The sequence below is a fragment of the Hyalangium gracile genome, from assembly GCF_020103725.1.
Taxonomy (GTDB): Bacteria; Myxococcota; Myxococcia; order Myxococcales; family Myxococcaceae; genus Hyalangium; species Hyalangium gracile.
This window is the reverse complement of sequence record NZ_JAHXBG010000008.1, coordinates 115,664-131,173: the sequence shown is the minus strand read 5'-3', so window position 1 is coordinate 131,173 and position 15,510 is coordinate 115,664. Positions and strand designations below refer to the sequence as shown.

At 69.5% G+C, this 15,510-nt stretch carries 10 protein-coding genes; all 10 read right to left on the bottom strand.

Features of this window, described 5'->3' with window-relative positions; translation table 11 throughout:
* Window positions 1–3,876, bottom strand: coding sequence for a translocation/assembly module TamB domain-containing protein (locus KY572_RS17865; RefSeq protein WP_224243991.1), 3,876 nt, complete (start codon window positions 3,874–3,876; stop codon window positions 1–3).
* A gap of 50 nt (window positions 3,877–3,926) precedes the next feature.
* Window positions 3,927–4,871, bottom strand: a complete 945-nt coding sequence (locus tag KY572_RS17860) for an ExeA family protein (protein WP_224243990.1) — start codon at window positions 4,869–4,871, stop codon at window positions 3,927–3,929.
* A gap of 18 nt (window positions 4,872–4,889) precedes the next feature.
* Window positions 4,890–8,045 (bottom strand): tetratricopeptide repeat protein, encoded by a 3,156-nt coding sequence (locus KY572_RS17855; protein ID WP_224243989.1) that lies wholly within the window; start codon window positions 8,043–8,045, stop codon window positions 4,890–4,892.
* A 177-nt stretch (window positions 8,046–8,222) separates the two neighbouring features.
* Window positions 8,223–9,608: an acetyl-CoA carboxylase biotin carboxylase subunit gene (gene accC, locus KY572_RS17850; RefSeq protein WP_224243988.1), complete on the bottom strand. Its 1,386-nt coding sequence runs from the start codon at window positions 9,606–9,608 to the stop codon at window positions 8,223–8,225.
* A gap of 51 nt (window positions 9,609–9,659) precedes the next feature.
* Entirely contained in the window at window positions 9,660–10,256 is a 597-nt protein-coding gene (gene accB / locus KY572_RS17845) for an acetyl-CoA carboxylase biotin carboxyl carrier protein (protein WP_224243986.1), read from the bottom strand.
* A gap of 32 nt (window positions 10,257–10,288) precedes the next feature.
* Window positions 10,289–10,867, bottom strand: a complete 579-nt coding sequence (gene efp / locus KY572_RS17840) for an elongation factor P (RefSeq protein WP_224243985.1) — start codon at window positions 10,865–10,867, stop codon at window positions 10,289–10,291.
* 107 nt (window positions 10,868–10,974) lie between these two features.
* Window positions 10,975–11,337 (bottom strand): roadblock/LC7 domain-containing protein, encoded by a 363-nt coding sequence (locus KY572_RS17835; protein WP_224243984.1) that lies wholly within the window; start codon window positions 11,335–11,337, stop codon window positions 10,975–10,977.
* 40 nt (window positions 11,338–11,377) lie between these two features.
* On the bottom strand, window positions 11,378–11,998 hold the full coding sequence (locus KY572_RS17830; protein ID WP_224243983.1) for a hypothetical protein: 621 nt from the start codon (window positions 11,996–11,998) through the stop codon (window positions 11,378–11,380).
* Between the two features lie 32 nt (window positions 11,999–12,030).
* Window positions 12,031–14,889, bottom strand: a complete 2,859-nt coding sequence (gene pilQ / locus KY572_RS17825; protein WP_224243982.1) for a type IV pilus secretin PilQ — start codon at window positions 14,887–14,889, stop codon at window positions 12,031–12,033.
* Window positions 14,890–14,938: 49 nt separating this feature from the next.
* Window positions 14,939–15,490 carry a pilus assembly protein PilP gene (locus KY572_RS17820; protein WP_224243981.1) on the bottom strand — a complete coding sequence of 184 codons (552 nt, stop codon included), beginning with the start codon at window positions 15,488–15,490 and terminating at the stop codon, window positions 14,939–14,941.
* Window positions 15,491–15,510 lie beyond the last annotated feature (20 nt).

Sequence of the window (15,510 nt, the reverse complement as noted above, 5' to 3'; positions counted from 1 at the left end):
TTACTCGACCTCCCAGCTCAGCTTGAGCTCGAGTCCGAGGTTGCCGAACGAGGCTTCGCTGTTCTCGTTGTCCCACTGGGCCTGCGCGGAGAGGCGGTTGTCGAAGCGGTACTCGGCCCGGGCGCGTGTCCCACGCCCGCTGACTGGCTGCGTCATGCCGATCTTAAGCTGATCGCTGAGGATCTTCGACTCCAGTTGAGCGGTCGGCTCCGCTTGCCTGGTCGCATCGTTGTACGTGGTGGAGATCTGAAAGGACAAGTCCCGAAGCACCGGGTTGCTGGGCAGGAACCGCTTCACCTGCCGATCCAGTCCCGAGACGTTGAAGAGCGCCTCGGCGGCCAGGCCCGCGCTGGCCGAGGCCGCCGTGTCCTTGTCCGTGCTCGTCACACCCAGGGTGAGCAGGGAGAGCACGTCACCCTCCGCCAGGGAAGGCTCGGAGGAGAAGATGACCTGCGGATCCTCCGGCCGGCCCGTGGCGTGCACCTTCACCGTATATTCGCGTACCTGCGTCTGGCCGCGCACGTCGAAGACGAGGTCGATGCCGTAGCGGTCCCGGAAGTCGATCTGCGCCTGGCTGATGGCGAACTGGTTGTTGCGGAAGAAGGCCTGGCTGCCCTCGTCCGCCTCCACCCGGCCGAGCAGACCCGGGCGCACGTTGGTCCCCGTCAGCCGCAGGTCTCCCAGCAGCCGGGCACGGGCCAGGTTGTTGTCCACCCGCACGTCCTTGAGGTGTACGCGCACGTCATACGTGAGGAACTCGCGAGGCTTGTCCGCGGTGGTGGGCAGCACCATGCCGCCGCTGGTGCGCTTCACCAGGTTCTTGAGCATGGAGTCCAGCTCCAGGCCCTTCTGGTAGCGCAGCCGGAGGATGTCCACGTCGCCGGCGAGCAGCATGGCGTCCGGAGTGCCGGTGAGCTGCAAGCCTCCGGAGGCGGTGATGGGCAGGTCGTCCGTGTATCGGTAGGTGACGTCCTCCAGCTCGGCCACCAGGGACAGCTTGTCCGGCAGGAAGTGCTTGAGGACGACCTCGCCGCTGGCGGTGACGCGCCCCTCGTTGAGCAGGCCACGGAAGCCCTTCAGCAGCACGCCCTGCTCCGTGAAGATGGCCACCCCGGACACGGCGCGCAGCGTGACGGGACGGCCCCGCCAGGAGAGCCGGAGGTCCGACACGGCGGCCTCGCCCACCAGCGCGGGCTTCTCCAGGGTGCCGGTGGCCTGTCCCTGGAACTCCACCTTGCCGCCGGTGCGCTCCACCTCCGGCACCAGCGTCTCCGCCACGCGCAGGTCCAGCGAGCCGCGCACGTCCAGGTCCACGGCCTTCGGCCCCAGCCAGCCAGAGGCGGACAGCTCCGTGTCCGGCCCGCGGAAGGTGAAGGGCTCCACGCCCAGCCGGCCACCCGCGTATTTCAGGGTGATGGGACCTTCGTTGCTGCCGCGGAAGCTGCCCCGCGCCAGGGCGAGCTGGTCCACCAGGGCCGTCACCTGCACGCCCTCCAGGTTGCGCAGGTTGCCCTGGACGCTGAGGGTGCCGGACAACGCGCCGGACATGCCCTGCGTCACCGCGTTCACGGGCAGCAGCGGACGAATCTCCGGCAGCGCCAGCACCACGGAGAGCTCGAAGGGGTACGGCTCCTTCACCGTCATCTCGAGGAAGCCGTTGCCGTCCTGGAAGGGCTTGCCGGTGATCTCCAGCTCCCGGCCCGTCATCTTGCCCACCAGGTGCATCGCGCCCAGGTCGCGCTCCGCGAAGGTGACGCGAGGGCTCGTCAGCGTCGCGTCGACGATGGGCAGCGTGGAGTTGCCGCTCACGGAGCCCTCCAGCGCGAGCTTCCCCTGCATGCCCATGCGCTCGGCGAGCTCCGGCCCCATCATCTCCGCCAGCGAGAGGTTCTCGCCGCCGAAGCGGTAGTCCAGCCCACCCGCGAAGGTGAAGGTGCCGTCGACCCAGCTCTTGCCGAGCGGCCCCACCAGCGTGGTGCGCTCCAGCACCATCTCCTTGCCGTCCACGAAGCGCAGGCGGCTGGAGCCGTCGCCCATGCGGCGCCCGTAGTAGGTGGTGTCCTTGAAGTCGAACGCCGCCAGGCCCTCGAAGCGATCCACCGGGCTGTCGATCTCCACCCGGCCCGAGGCCAGGCCCGCGATCGTCCCCTGCATCACCGCGATGTTCGGGTGGAGGCCGGCGATGACGTCCAGCAGATCCTCGGTGCGGCCCTGCGGCACGTTCACCTCGGCCTTGGCGTGCAGCGACGCGCCGAAGGTGAGCGCGGCCTTGCCGAAGTACTGCGTGCGGCCCTTCTGCCCGGTGATGGACGGGAAGGACAGCACCATGTCCTCGTACGCCACCTTGCCCTGCACCACGCCCAGCCCGAAGCCCCAGAAGGTGAAGTCGCGCATGGACATGTTCGCGTCCACGCGCACGTCGGCGTAGGGCCCCACCACGGAGAAGGTCGCCGAGCCGCGGCCCTCCCACGGCAGCTCGGCCACGGCGCCATAGTCGGAGAGCTCCATCTCCCCCTGGCCACGCACCTCCAGTCCGCGCGCCGGATCGTAGAAGAGCGTCACCTCCGCGCCCACCTTCGAGCGCCCCGACTCCACCTGCGCGCCCGTGAAGCTCACCCGATCCCCGAGGATCTTCACCTCCGTCTGCGCCCGTCCCCGCTCGAAGCTCAGCAGCGTGAGCCCCTCCTTCTCCGGCGCGTCGAAGGCGCGCGTGGCCAGCACGAAGTGGCCGGTGCGCAGGTCCGCCTCGCCTGAGAGCTGCGGCCGCGGGAGGATCGTCCCGTCCAGGCTCGCCGTCAGCGTCGCGGGGAAGTCCACCCAGGAGCCCTTCACTCCCGCCTGCGCCATGATTCGCCCGAAGGACGCCTCATGCGTCTCCACCTCCACCTCCACGGGCAGGCCGGGGACGAGCCGCACCGTGCCCCGCGCCTCCACGCGCCCGCTGCCCACGGGCACCGCCAGCTTCTCCACGCGCACCCGATCGCCCGTGTAGTGCAGCCGCGCCGTCAACGAGGTGGGGCCGTAGTTCTCATAGGCCAGGTTGTTGGCGGTGACCTCCACCGACACGCTCGGCGCGGCGGGCGGGCCGTTCACCGTGAAGCGGGACCAGACGTGCCCCGAGGCCGGCTTGGACAGCACTCCGGCCTGCGTCAGCGTCCGCAGCGGGAAGAACAGCTGCGCGTCCAGCGCGAGCGTGGGCTGGCACAGCTGCTCCACGCGCCCGGAGACGCTCACGGTGGCGTCGTCCAGCGCCACCTCCGCGCGGTTGAGCTCCAGCGAGCGCGCGTCCACATCCAGGCCGCCAGTGAGCACCAGCCGCCCCATCAGCAGCTCCGCGCCGCCGGGCCCCAGCCCCACCACGCCCCGCCGGGCCTCCACGTCGAGCTCGGCGACGCCCCAGCGCTCCTTCCACCCCACGTCCAGCTCGGACACCTCGACGCGCCGCCCGCCGGGCAGCACCAGCCGCACCTGCGCGCCGGTGAGCGCCAGCCGGGAGATCTTCAGCCGCTCCAGCGGCTCCAGCGCGCACGGCCCTGGCTCGCTCGGGGTGCCCTTGGACGGCCTGGACAGATCCACCGACACGCGCGGCCGCTGCACGCGCAGCAGATCCAGCGCCACCTTGCCGGAGAAGGGGCTCGTCAGTCCGAACTGCACCTCGGCCAGGTCCGCGGCCAGCAGCGGCGTCTCCGCGCCGGGCGTGAACAGGGACAGGCCGCGGATGATGATCTTCTGCCCCAGCGGATCCAGCTCGCAGTGGCCGATGCCCACGTCCAGCCCGAGCAGCGCCGGCAGGTTCCTGCGCGCCAGCGTGCAGGCAGTGTCCCAGGCCACGGTCGTACGAAGCGCCAGGATGGCCCCCACCAGGAGGACACCCATGACGGCAAGCGCCCGAAGCGCTCCCTGACGGCTCTGCGTGGCCAAAGCCGCTACAGCTTACCGAGCCCCTCGAGGTAGCGGTCGATCTCCGCGAGATCCACCTTCGAGCCGGCTGCTCGGCTGGCTGCCTGGGGAGCAGGCTTCGCGGGCGCCGCGCCCTCACCGGCCGGCAGCGCCGAGCCCACCAGGCCCAGGTTGTCGGCGACGCGACGGATGAGGTCCTCGCCGATGGTCTCCTGGCGGGCCAGGAACGCCTCGAAGAGGGCGTTGTCGCACAGGGTGTTGATGACGCGCGGGGTGCCACCGGAGGCCTTGTGGATGGCCAGCAGCGCCTCGGGCGTGAAGGGCAGCCGGGGCGAGCCGGCCAGCCGCAGGCGGTGCTTGACGTAGGCCTCGGTGGACTCGGCGGTGAAGGGCTCGAGCTTGTAGCGGAACGCCACGCGCTGGGCGAGCGGCGGGTCCAGCTTGAGGTTCTTCTCGATCTCCGGCAGCCCGAAGAAGACGAAGGAGATGAGCTTGCGCTCCGGGACCTCCAGGTTCAGCAGGCCGCGGAACTCCTCCATCAGCTCGCGCGTCTCCAGCATCTGGGCCTCGTCGATGAGGACGACGGCCTTCTTGCCGGACTCGTAGATCTGCAGGAGCCGCTGGTAGAGCTGGGACAGGAGCGCCAGCTTCTCCTGGGCCGGGTTCTCCACGCCCAGCTGCAGGGCGATGCGCCGCAGCAGCCAGTTGGCGGTGATGCCCGAGTGGATGATGACGAGCAGCGCGGCCTCGTACTCGGACTCGGGCAGCGAGTCGAGCATGCGCCGCGCCAGCGTCGTCTTCCCCGCGCCGATGTCCCCCACCAGGATGGACAGGCCCTTCATGTACCCCACTGCGTGCATCAGCCGCGTCAGCGCCTGCGAGTGCTGGGTGGAGTTGTAATAGAACCGGCTGACCGGGGCGTTGGAGAAGGGCTCCGTCGAGAGCTCGAAAAAGTCCAGGTAGGTCGTCATGGGCTCGCCGGAGGGAGACTACACGTAACCTACTTTGCGCGCCTTCGGAGCGCCCGCGGAAGCGGCGGCCCGAGGCGGAGGAGCGGCCACGGGGGGATTGGGCGGGTCATCCTCGGGCTCGACCCCCGCCAGCCGCGCCACCTGCGCGGACACATCCCGGTACTTCGGGTCCAGCTTGGCCACGCGCTGGTAGTGGTAGAGCGCCTTGCCCTGCTCGCCCATGGCCTCGTAGGCCGTGGCCAGCTCGAAGCCGAGCGCCTTGGCGGCCTCGTCCTTGGCGTGCTCGCTGGACAGGCCCTCCTTGAAGACCTTGACGGCCTCCGCGTGCTCGCCGCGCATGCCGTGGAGCATGCCAATCATCGTGATGCAGTCCAGCTCGCGCTTGGTGCCGGCACAGCCCTTGCGCGCCACGGCGAACTCGCCCAGCGCGTCGTCGGACAGGCCCATCTCCTTGTACGCGATGCCCAGATCGTAGTGCGTGTCCACGTCCTCGGGCTTGACGACCTTCTCCAGGCCCTTCTTGAACTCGGCGAACACCTCCTCGACCGAGTACTGGAAGTCGTCGTCGGACGAGGTCGGCGCGGGCGTCTCGTCGGCCAGCCCGCCGAAGTCCTCGGCCAGCTCCGCCGCCAGGTCGAACGCGCTGCTCTCCGCGGGCGCCTCTCCCATCGGCTCCACGGAGGGCACCGACGCCGGCTCGGCCTCGGTCTCCTCCGTCGTGGACGTGGCCCCGCCGCCGGCTTCGAGCGCCTCCAGCCGAGCCATCAGCTCGCTGGCGCGCGCGTGGCCCGGGAAGGCGATCATCACGGTCTCGAGGATCTCGCGCGCCTCCTCGGTCAGCCCCTGATCGAGGAAGAAGCTCGCCTCGTCGCACTCCTCGGACGCCGGCTCCTCCTCGGGCGCGGAGGACGCCACCGCCTCGGTGGGATGGGTGACGGCCTCGGGCTCGGAGTAGTCCGTCGCGAAGGACTCGTCCACCGGGGCCTCGGGCTCGGCCTCCACGCCCAGCACCGCGCCGACGACGGTGGCCTCCTCGGGCTCGAACGCCACGGCGCCGGACGAGGTGACCTCGGAGTCGGTGAAGTCGTCCTCCACGGGCTCCACGCGGCGCGTGACGCGAGTGGGGACCTCCTGCTCGTCCCCCAGCGCGTGCCGTCTGCCGGTGTTGGTGGAGCTCTGGAGCAGCTCCGCGGAGGGCATGGACGGACGGGTGGGAGGCGGCTCGTCGTCGCCGAGCGCCGTGCCCATCAGCGCCGGATCGTCGACGATGGGCTCGTCCTCCACGGCGACGCCAGGCTCGTCCACCACGTACTCGGAGGACGTCGCCGTCGCCACGTCGGCGAAGGACATCTCGTCGTCCGCGGCGCCCGCGACGAGCGGCTCGTCCATCAGGTTGGTGGACGTGGTCTCGTCGGCCACCAGCGCCTCATCGGCCCCGGCGTTGGCGTCGGCGCCGTAGAACTCGCTCTCGCCGGAGACGATCGTCTCGCCCACCAGCGCCTCGTCGCTGATGACCGTCTCGGAGGAGCCCTCCTCGACGATCTCCTCGGACTCGGGCGCGCCGAGCGTGGCCAGCGCCAGGTCGTCTCCGGGCGGCTGCGCGAGCGCATCCTCGGGGGCCTCGGCGACGACGATCTCCTCGTCGTTGGACTCCACGAGGATCTCGTCCTCGCTGAGCGACTCCACCTGCGCCGCGGGCGCCTCGGCCTGATCCGAGCGCAGCACGGCGAGGAAGGCGGGCACCTCGGGGTGGGCGGGGTTCTGCTGGAGGATGGTGGCCAGGTACGGCTGCGCGCGCCGCACCTCCTCGCGGCGGGTGCACAGGCGCAGCACGTTGAGCAGCTGCTCGGACGCCTGCACCGTGTTCCCGGCGGCGACGTAGATGTTGTAGGCCTTCTCGTGCGCGTCGAGGTTCTCGGGATCGACGGCGAAGATCTTCCGCAGGTGCTCGAGCGCTTTGTCGTGGAGGCCGTACTTGACGTAGACGTCGGTCTCCGTGAGCAGCTTGGCCAGCTGCTCGCGCGTGAGCGGGCCCACCGGCGCGGGCGTGGCCGTCACCGGCGCGGCGATGGCCGGGCGCGTGGGAGCCGCCACCGCGGCCGGGCGAGCAGGCTCGGGCGCGCGGACAGGCTCGGGCGCACGCGCGGCAGGGGCAGGAGCACGCGCGGGCGCAGCGGCGGCGGGAGCAGGCGCGGGCGCGGGGGCCGGGGCACGCGCGGGAGCGGGCGCTGGCTCAGGGGCGCGAGCAGGCGCCCGGGCCGGAGCGGGACCGCGCGCGGGCGCGGCGGCCGGAGCACTGCGCGCGAGCAGGTCCGCGTCCTGCGGATCGATCTCGGCGATCCTGTCCCAGACGCCGTTGGCATCCTGGGTCCGGCCGGAGTCCTGGTAGACCTTGGCCAGCTCCTTGTAGACGGAGACCGTCTTGGACGTCTGGCCCAGCCCCTGGAACGCCTGGGCCAGCATGTTCAGCGTCTCGACGTCGCGGCCATCCGCCTTGAAGGCCACCTGGAGCCGGGCCAGGGCGCGCTTCTGGTCGCCCTTGCTCAGGTAGGTGCTCGCCAGCTCCTTGGAGAGCGCGATGTTCTCCGGCTCCAGCGCGGCGAGGCGCTCGGCCACGCGCACGTAGTCATCCGTGCGGGCGTTGCGCTTGAGGTACTCGGCGGCGCGCTTGAACTCGGCCACCGCCTCCTTCTGCATGTTCTCCTTGGCGTACAGCTCGCCCAGCTTGATCTTCGACGCCACGTTCTCGGGGTCGAGGTCGACCATCCGCTTGAGCGTGTCGAGCAGCTGCTTGGTGTCGCCCTGCTTGTCGTAGTGGTTGGCGACGATCTGGAAGTACGCCATCGCCTCGGACATCAGCCCGAGCTGCTGGTGGAGCTCCGCCAGCTTCAGGTTCACGTCCAGCAGGTTCGGGTTGAGCTTGAGGACCTGCTTGTAGAGCGCGACGGCCTTCAGGAAGAAGCCGTCCGAGGAGTAGCTCTCGGCAACCTTGGTGAAGTAGTGCGCCGCCTGGGGGTTGTCGTTCTTCTTCTGGTACAGCTCCCCCATCTTCTGCAGGACGCGCACATCCTTCGCGTCCACCTCGAGGACCTTCTGGTACTCCTTGATGGCCTTGTCGTAGGCGCCCTTCGCGACGAGCTTCGCGGCGGCTTCGATGATCTTGTTCTTGTCCATCGAGCAGGGCTTCCGACTGGGCTAACCCCTTGGAACTTCGGGGTTTCCTGCGTCCTTCAGGGATCCAGCGAGGGAAACTGGAGGCTAACGGAATCCGCTCTCGCGGGTCAAGAAATCGCCACCCCCGGCCCCAAGGCGGATCAGGGGGTTGCGCGAGCGGACGCCGGGCAGGCGGGCTCAGGGCGTCTCTTCGATGGCCTTCTTGAGGCGGTGGGTGCCCGTCTCACTGGCCAGCAGGCGCTCCACGAAGCGGGTGTCGTACTGGCCTTCCTGGAAGTTCTCGTCCGCCAGGGCGGCCCGGTGGAAGGGAATGTTGGTGCGGATGCCCTCCACCACGTACTCCCCGAGCGCCCGCTGCATCCGCTTGATGGCCGTCTCCCGGTCCTCCGCGTGGACGATCAGCTTGGCCAGCAGGCTGTCGTAGTACGGGAGCACGGTGTAGTTCTCATACGCAGCGGAGTCCACACGCACGCCATACCCGCCCGGCACGCTGTAGCCGGTGATGCGGCCGGGCCAGGGCGCGAAGGTGACGGGATCCTCGGCGTTGACGCGGCACTCGATGGCGGCGCCGCGCATCTGGATGTCCGACTGCTTGAAGCGCAGCGGGTGGCCATAGGCCATGCGGATCTGCTCGCGCACCAGGTCCACGCCGGTGACGAGCTCCGTCACGGGGTGCTCCACCTGGATGCGGGTGTTCATCTCCATGAAGTAGAACTGGCCGCGCTCGTCCAGCAGGTACTCGATGGTGCCCACGTTGTTGTAGCGCAGCTTCTGCATCGCCTCGACGGAGGTGCGCCCCATCTTCTCGCGCAGCTCCGGGGTGAGCGCCGGCGACGGGCTCTCCTCAATCAGCTTCTGGTGCCGCCGCTGCACCGAGCACTCGCGCTCACCCAGGTGGATGACGTTGCCGTGCTCGTCCGCGGCGATCTGGATCTCGATGTGGCGCGGCTTCTCCACGTACCGCTCGATGTAGAGGTCGCCGTTGTTGAAGCTGGCCACCGCCTCGGCCGCCGCCGTGGAGAACGCCTGCACCAGGGCGCCGGGCTCGCGGACGATCTTCATCCCCTTGCCGCCGCCGCCCGCCGCCGCCTTGATGATGACGGGGAAGCCGATCTCGCGGGCAATGGCCTCCGCTTCCTTCGGATCCTTCACCACGCCGGTGCTGCCGGGCAGCAGCGGGATGCCCGCCTCGCGCGCGGCCTGCTTGGCGCGCACCTTGTTGCCCATCAGCCGCAGCATCTCCGGGCGCGGGCCGATGAAGCGGATCTTGCAGTTCTCGCACACCTCGGCGAACTCGGCGTTCTCCGAGAGGAAGCCGTAGCCGGGGTGGATGGCGTCCGCGCGAGTAATCTCCGCGGCGGACAGCAGCTGCGGGATGTTGAGGTAGCTCTCCTTGGACGGCGGAGGGCCGATGCACACCGCCTCGTCGGCGAAGCGCACGTGCAGCGCGTTGGCATCCGCCGTGGAGTGCACCGCCACCGTGGCGATGCCCAGCTCCCGGCAGGCGCGGATGACCCGCAGGGCAATCTCCCCGCGGTTGGCAATCAGCACCTTCTTGAACACGCCCTGCCCTCCTCGTGGGCCCCGCGGCCGGCGCGTGGCCGGCCTGACGGACTACGCCGGCTCGATGCGGAACAGCGCCTGACCGAACTCCGTCGGGTGGCCGTTCTCCAGCAGAATCTCGGCCACGCGCCCGGGCACGTCGGCCTCGATCTCGTTCATCAGCTTCATCGCCTCGATGATGCAGAGCACCTGGCCCTTCTTCACCACCGAGCCCACCTCCACGAAGGGAGGCTGGTCCGGGGCGGGCGTCCGGTAGAACGTGCCCACGAAGGGGCTCGTCACCAGGTGGCCGGGCTTCTCGGCCGGCTTGGCCGGAGCCGCCGCGGGAGCCGCCGCCGGGGCCGCCGCGGGAGCCGCCGCCCGAGCAGGCGCCGCGTACTCCACCGCCGGCACCGTCACCGGGCTCACCGACGGGCTCACCGGAGCGGCCTGGTGGACGATGGTGGGCGCGGGCCCGTGGCCGCGGCGGATGTACAGCCGCTCCTCGCCTCGCTGCCACACCAGCCTCGTCACGTCCGAGGCCTCCAGCATCTCCACGATCTGCCGCAGCGCCTCCACGTCCAGGGACGTCGCCCCCGGCTCGCGGCCGCTACCACCGGCCGGCGTGGGCTCGCCCTCGGGCCGCGTTGCCTTGCGCTTCGTCGCCATGCGTCCCCTCCCGACCCGGGCAGCTGCCCGGACTATCCCCCGGTGGCCACGCGCGTGAGGTACTTCCCGTCGCGCGTGTCGATCTTCAGGATGTCCCCCTCGTTGATGAAGAGCGGGACGTTGACCGTGTAGCCCGTCTCGAGCGTGGCCGGCTTCAGCGCGCCGGACACCGTGTCGCCGCGCACGCCCGGATCGCACTTGGTGACCTTCAGGTCCACCGAGTTGGGCAGCGTCACGCCGATGGCCTTCCCGTTGTAGAAGAGCACCGAGACGTTGATGTTCTCCTTCAGGTAGTTCTTCGCATCCCCGAGCTCCTTCTCACTGAGGAAGGTCTGCTCGTAGTTGCGGGTGTCCATGAAGTAGAAGTCCTCTCCCTGGACATAGAGGTACTGCATCTCCTTCTCCTCGATGTCCGGCCGGCCCACCTTGTCGCCCGACTTCATCGTCGGTGTCAGCAGGCGGCCCGAGATGAGGCTGCGGATGGAGGTGCGCACGATGGCGGCGCCCTTGCCCGGCTTGACGTGCTGGAAGTCGACGATCTCGAACGGCTCGCCGTCGATCTCGATCTTGAGGCCCTTGCGGAACTCGGAGGTATCAATGACACCGGCCATGGGAACAGCTCCTTCGGACTGCTGAAAAAGTCCGGGGTGTCTAGCCGATGGAACTCCCCTTTGGAAAGGGGAAAGCGGTGGGGCGGCGCGTCGAGCGCCTGCCCGCCTTACAGCTCGGCGCGGACCTTCGGCGCGGTGACCCGCAGCACGTAGCGGCCCTTGCCGTAGTTGCCCTCCGCCTTGAGCGCCAGCACCAGGAAGTACTCGGGCGACACCATGCGGATGATGGTCAACACTTTCTCGCTGTTGACACTCAGCTCGGTGACGGCGCCCGTCTTGAGCACGTCCGCGGCGTTCTTCAGCTGGGTGAGCAGGTTGGCATACTCGACCCAGGCGCCGTTGAGCTCCAGCTCCCCCGCCTCGTCCTTCTGGTACGTCTCCACGGAGATGCCGTCGAAGCCCATCACACTGCACGCAAGGGCACCGTCGACCTGATTGACCACCGACTCTAGGTGTGCGCGGAAGGACATGGCGGGGTGCGCTTAGGCAAAGAAGAGGAGCCCGTCAAGCCTACTGGCACACGTACGGGGCGCCGTCCTGACCGGGGTTGGCGCACGGGAAGTCCGCCGTCGGCCTGGCGGTCTGGTTCTCCAGGCACCCCACCCCCCGAGTGAGCTCGATGGGGTAGGTCACCTCGTTGGTCTCCACGCCCCGGCCGGAGGCCAGCTTGCCCTTGATCTTGATGGTCGCCAGCAGCGTCATGACGTCCGGCTCGGCGGGCACCAGCGACTCCAGCTTGGTGCGCGCATCCGCGCCGATCAGATCCACGGCGATGAAGGACTCATCCGGGTCCGCGCCCGCGCCCACCACGAAGTAGATGGGCAGCGTCTCTTCCTTGAAGCTGCCCTTCACGCCCAGCGACTCGTAGTTGTAGACGATCTCCTCACCGATGAAGCCCGTACCGACCGTGGACTGCTCCTGGTTCAGCGGAGAGTACAGACCAAAGGTCATGTAGTAGTGCTTGCTGAGGGCGAAGTCCAACGAGCCGCGGTACTGGTCGATGTCGCCCGCCCGCGTGCCGCACTCGGTGGCGCTGAGCGGCCTGGCCCCGATGAGCTGGACCGGGTTGTTGCCTTCGACACAGGCCGTCGCGGCGGCCGAGAGGATCGCGATGACCAACAGGCGCTTCATAGGAATCGACTCCATTGTGTGCGGGCCCCGGCTCACAGGGACTGCGCGATGGTCTGCCGGTTGAGGATGCGAGGAGTGATGAAGATCAGCAACTCCTGCCGATCGTCACGCTCCGTTTCCTGACGGAAGAAGTAGCCCAGCACCGGAATCTTCGACAGGAACGGGATGGCCGCGGTCGCGGTGCTGCCACGGCGCACGTAGATGCCGCCGATGACCGTGGTGTCGCCGTCCTTGACGAGCACCTGCGTCTGGGCCTCCTTGCGCTGGATGGCGGGCTGACCGTTGGCGCCCGTGTTCGCCGGGTCCGGCTGGTTGTTCTGGGCGGTGATGTTCATGAGGATGCTGCCGTCCTGGGTGATGTGCGGCGTCACCTCGAGCGACAGACGCGCCTCGACGAAGATGGTGTTGGTACCCTGGGCCGACGTCTGGCTGAACGGGATGGACACGCCCTGGCTGATGCGCGCCGTGTTGTTGTCCAGCGTGGTCACCTTGGGCGCGGAGATCGTCTTCACGTAGCCCTCGTTCTCCGCGGCGGACAGACGCAGGTTGAGCTGCAGCGCGCCGCCGGCCGAGCCGAACGTCATGCCGAGCGCGCCACCGATACCGAGGTTGGTCGCCGCCGGCAGGTTGACGGCGAAGTTCGGGTCGACGTCGAAGCCCTGGGGCTCCTGGCCCGGCGCGGAACCGAACACGTTCACCGAGTTCGGGAAGATGAGGCCCGTGGTGTTGCCGGTGGCCGCGTTGGCCTGGCCACGACCGCCCCACTGCACACCGATCTGGCGGGTGAAGGAAGTCGTCGCCTCGACGATGCGGCTCTCGATGAGCACCTGCGGCGTCTGGGTGTCCAGGTTGCGCACCAGGGCGCGCACCTTCTCGATGTTGGCGCGCACGTCCTTCACGATGAGGACGTTGGTGCGCGTGTCCACCGACACCGAACCACGCTCGGACAGGATGTCCTTCACGCGCTGGGACATCTCGTTGGCCACCGCGTAGTTGACCGGGATGAGGTTGACGAGCAGGTCCTCCTGCTGCTGCAGGGACTTCTTGCGCTCGTGGCGCAGGCGCGCCTCCTCCTCCAGGGTCTTCAGCGGGGCGATGCGGATGATGTTGCCCACCTCCTCCTTGCCCAGGTTCTTGGTGCGCAGGATGAGGTCCAGCGCCTGGTCCCAGGGCACGTTGCGCAGGCGGATCGTCACCTTGCCGCTCACGTCGTCGGCGACCACGATGTTCTTCTTCGAGATCTCCGCGATGACGCGCAGCAGGTTCTGGATGTCGATGTCCTTGAACTCGAAGGACACGCGCTTGCCGCGGTAGCGGGCCTGCTGGGGCGCGCCCTCGGCGGCGTAGGCCGGCGCCTCGGCGGTGAAGCCGGCGGTGCGCTGCGTGACGGCCACCTGCTCCGTCTTCACGCCCTGCACCGACAGGTTCCAGCTCAGCGCTCCGCCGCTCTGGATGACCGACTCCTCGATGGCGCCGTCAGCCGCCACCACCACGCGCACGCGGTTGCCCTCGCCGGGCACCGTGAAGGCGCTGATCATCTTCACCGGGGTGCTCAGCGCGCTGGTGTCCAGGCTGCGCTCCAGCTTGCGCGGCAGGCGGGCATTGTCCAGCGTCAGCACCGCGCTGCGGGGATCCGGACGGTCCACCTTCCATGTGGCCGGGCCGGACATCTTGAGCTGCACGCGGCCGCCGCCGTCGCTCTCGTCGAAGGTGAGCTCCTTGACGTCCACCACCGCGGACGACGCGGGCTCGGCGGAGGCGGTCGCCGGGCGCAGCGGAGCGCTCTCGGCCACCAGCTCGCGAGGCTCCTCGGCGGGAGCGGACGCGGGCGGAGCCTTGCGGGCCACCGCGGCGCCCAGGAGGATCTCCAGGCCGCGCCTGGCGCGATCCACGCGGTAGGTGGGCATGCCGCCCGGCACGTCCAGCACCAGGCGGACCTTCTCCGCGTGGGCGCCGACGCGCAGGCCCTTCAGCGTCTTGCCGTGGACGCGCGGCGTCTTGGCGGACAGATCCACGCCGTAGACGTCCACCGCCAGGCGCGGCGGATCCGCCAGCTCGAGCACCTCGTAGCGGGCGACCTCGCCGTCGGTGCGGACGGCCAGCGTGTCGCGAGCGAAGGTGATGCCCGTGATGCGCCTGGCCGGGTGCGCCACCTCGCGCTCGTCGGCCTCGGCCGCCACCACGTTCTCGGGCAGCGCGGCCGCGGGAGCCGACTGCGGCTCACCGGCCTCCACCACCACCGGGGCGGCCTGGGGCGCGGAGGCCTGCGCCACCACCGGAGCCGGCGTGGCGGGCGCGGGCGCGGGCGCCTGAGCGACGGCCGGAGCCTTCTCGGCCACCGGCGCCTTCTCCGGAGCCTTCTCGGCCAGCGGAGCCGGAGCCTTCTCGGCCGGCGCCTGGGCGATGGCCGGGGCGGGCTGGGCCTGAGGCGCCTGCGGGCTGGCCTCGAGCTTGTCCGCCTTGGCGGTGATGGCCTCCACCGTGGCGCCGTCCACCGAGATGATCACCCGGTTGCCGTCGGCGCGCACGTCGTACTGGGAGGCCTTGTCGAGCGCCACCAGCACCCGGCCCACGCTCGCGCGCTCGTCCGAGAACTGGGAGGCCACGATGCCCGACACAGGGCCGGCTCCATCGTGGTGCCCCTTGATTCCCGTGGCGTCCGTCGACGAGAGGTCGACCACCAGCCGCTCCGGCCCACTGAGCCGGAACACGGTGAAGGTCGGCGGGCGGGTCCCCGCGACGACCACTTGAGCGCCAGAACCTGTCGGGATGACCTTCAGGTCCTTCAGCGTGTTGAGTTCGGCGCCTTCGGCCCTGGCGCCCAAGATTGCGACCGCAAACGCGGCCGCAATCATCCACTTGCCCCTCGTCACATCGCTCTTCCCGAGCATGCTACCCCTCTACAAGTTGGAATCGGGCTGAGCTGCCGGCCCGTCGGCGCTACTCCCAGTTCTTGCCCGTGGACAAGTCGTACATCGGGTCCCGCTTGTTATCCTGCTTGAGCTGGAGGCTCACGGGATTGGGGATGACCTTTCCCTCCGTCGGGATGTACTCGGTCACCGTCACCGAGTCCCGAAGGATCTGGGTCACCCTGCCCCCTTGCCTTCCCATGCGTGCATTGCGGCGCACGACATGCCCGCGTCCGAGCGGGTCCTCCACCATCGCGATCGGGTTGGCGTCGCCCGTGACGACGGCCACCAGCTTGAGCTGATCGAGGTCCCACGCGCACAGCGGCTCGCCGCACTGCTGCACCTGCCCCTCGTTACGCGAGCGACCCAGCTCCTCCAGCGGGCTGCGGAACGGGTCGCGCTTGCCCACCGGGTTGTACGAGTAATTGACGGAGGATTCGGCCTGCGCGTCCTTCGGCGCGGCCGCGGTCGTCGCGGGCGGCTTGGGCGGCGGCGGCCTGGGGGCGGCGGACTGCTTGCCCCCGCAGGCGGCCAGCGTCAAGGCCAGCGCAACCGTAGTCATCTTGAACTTGAGCGTCTTCATCCTCTGGTTCCTCTTGTCAC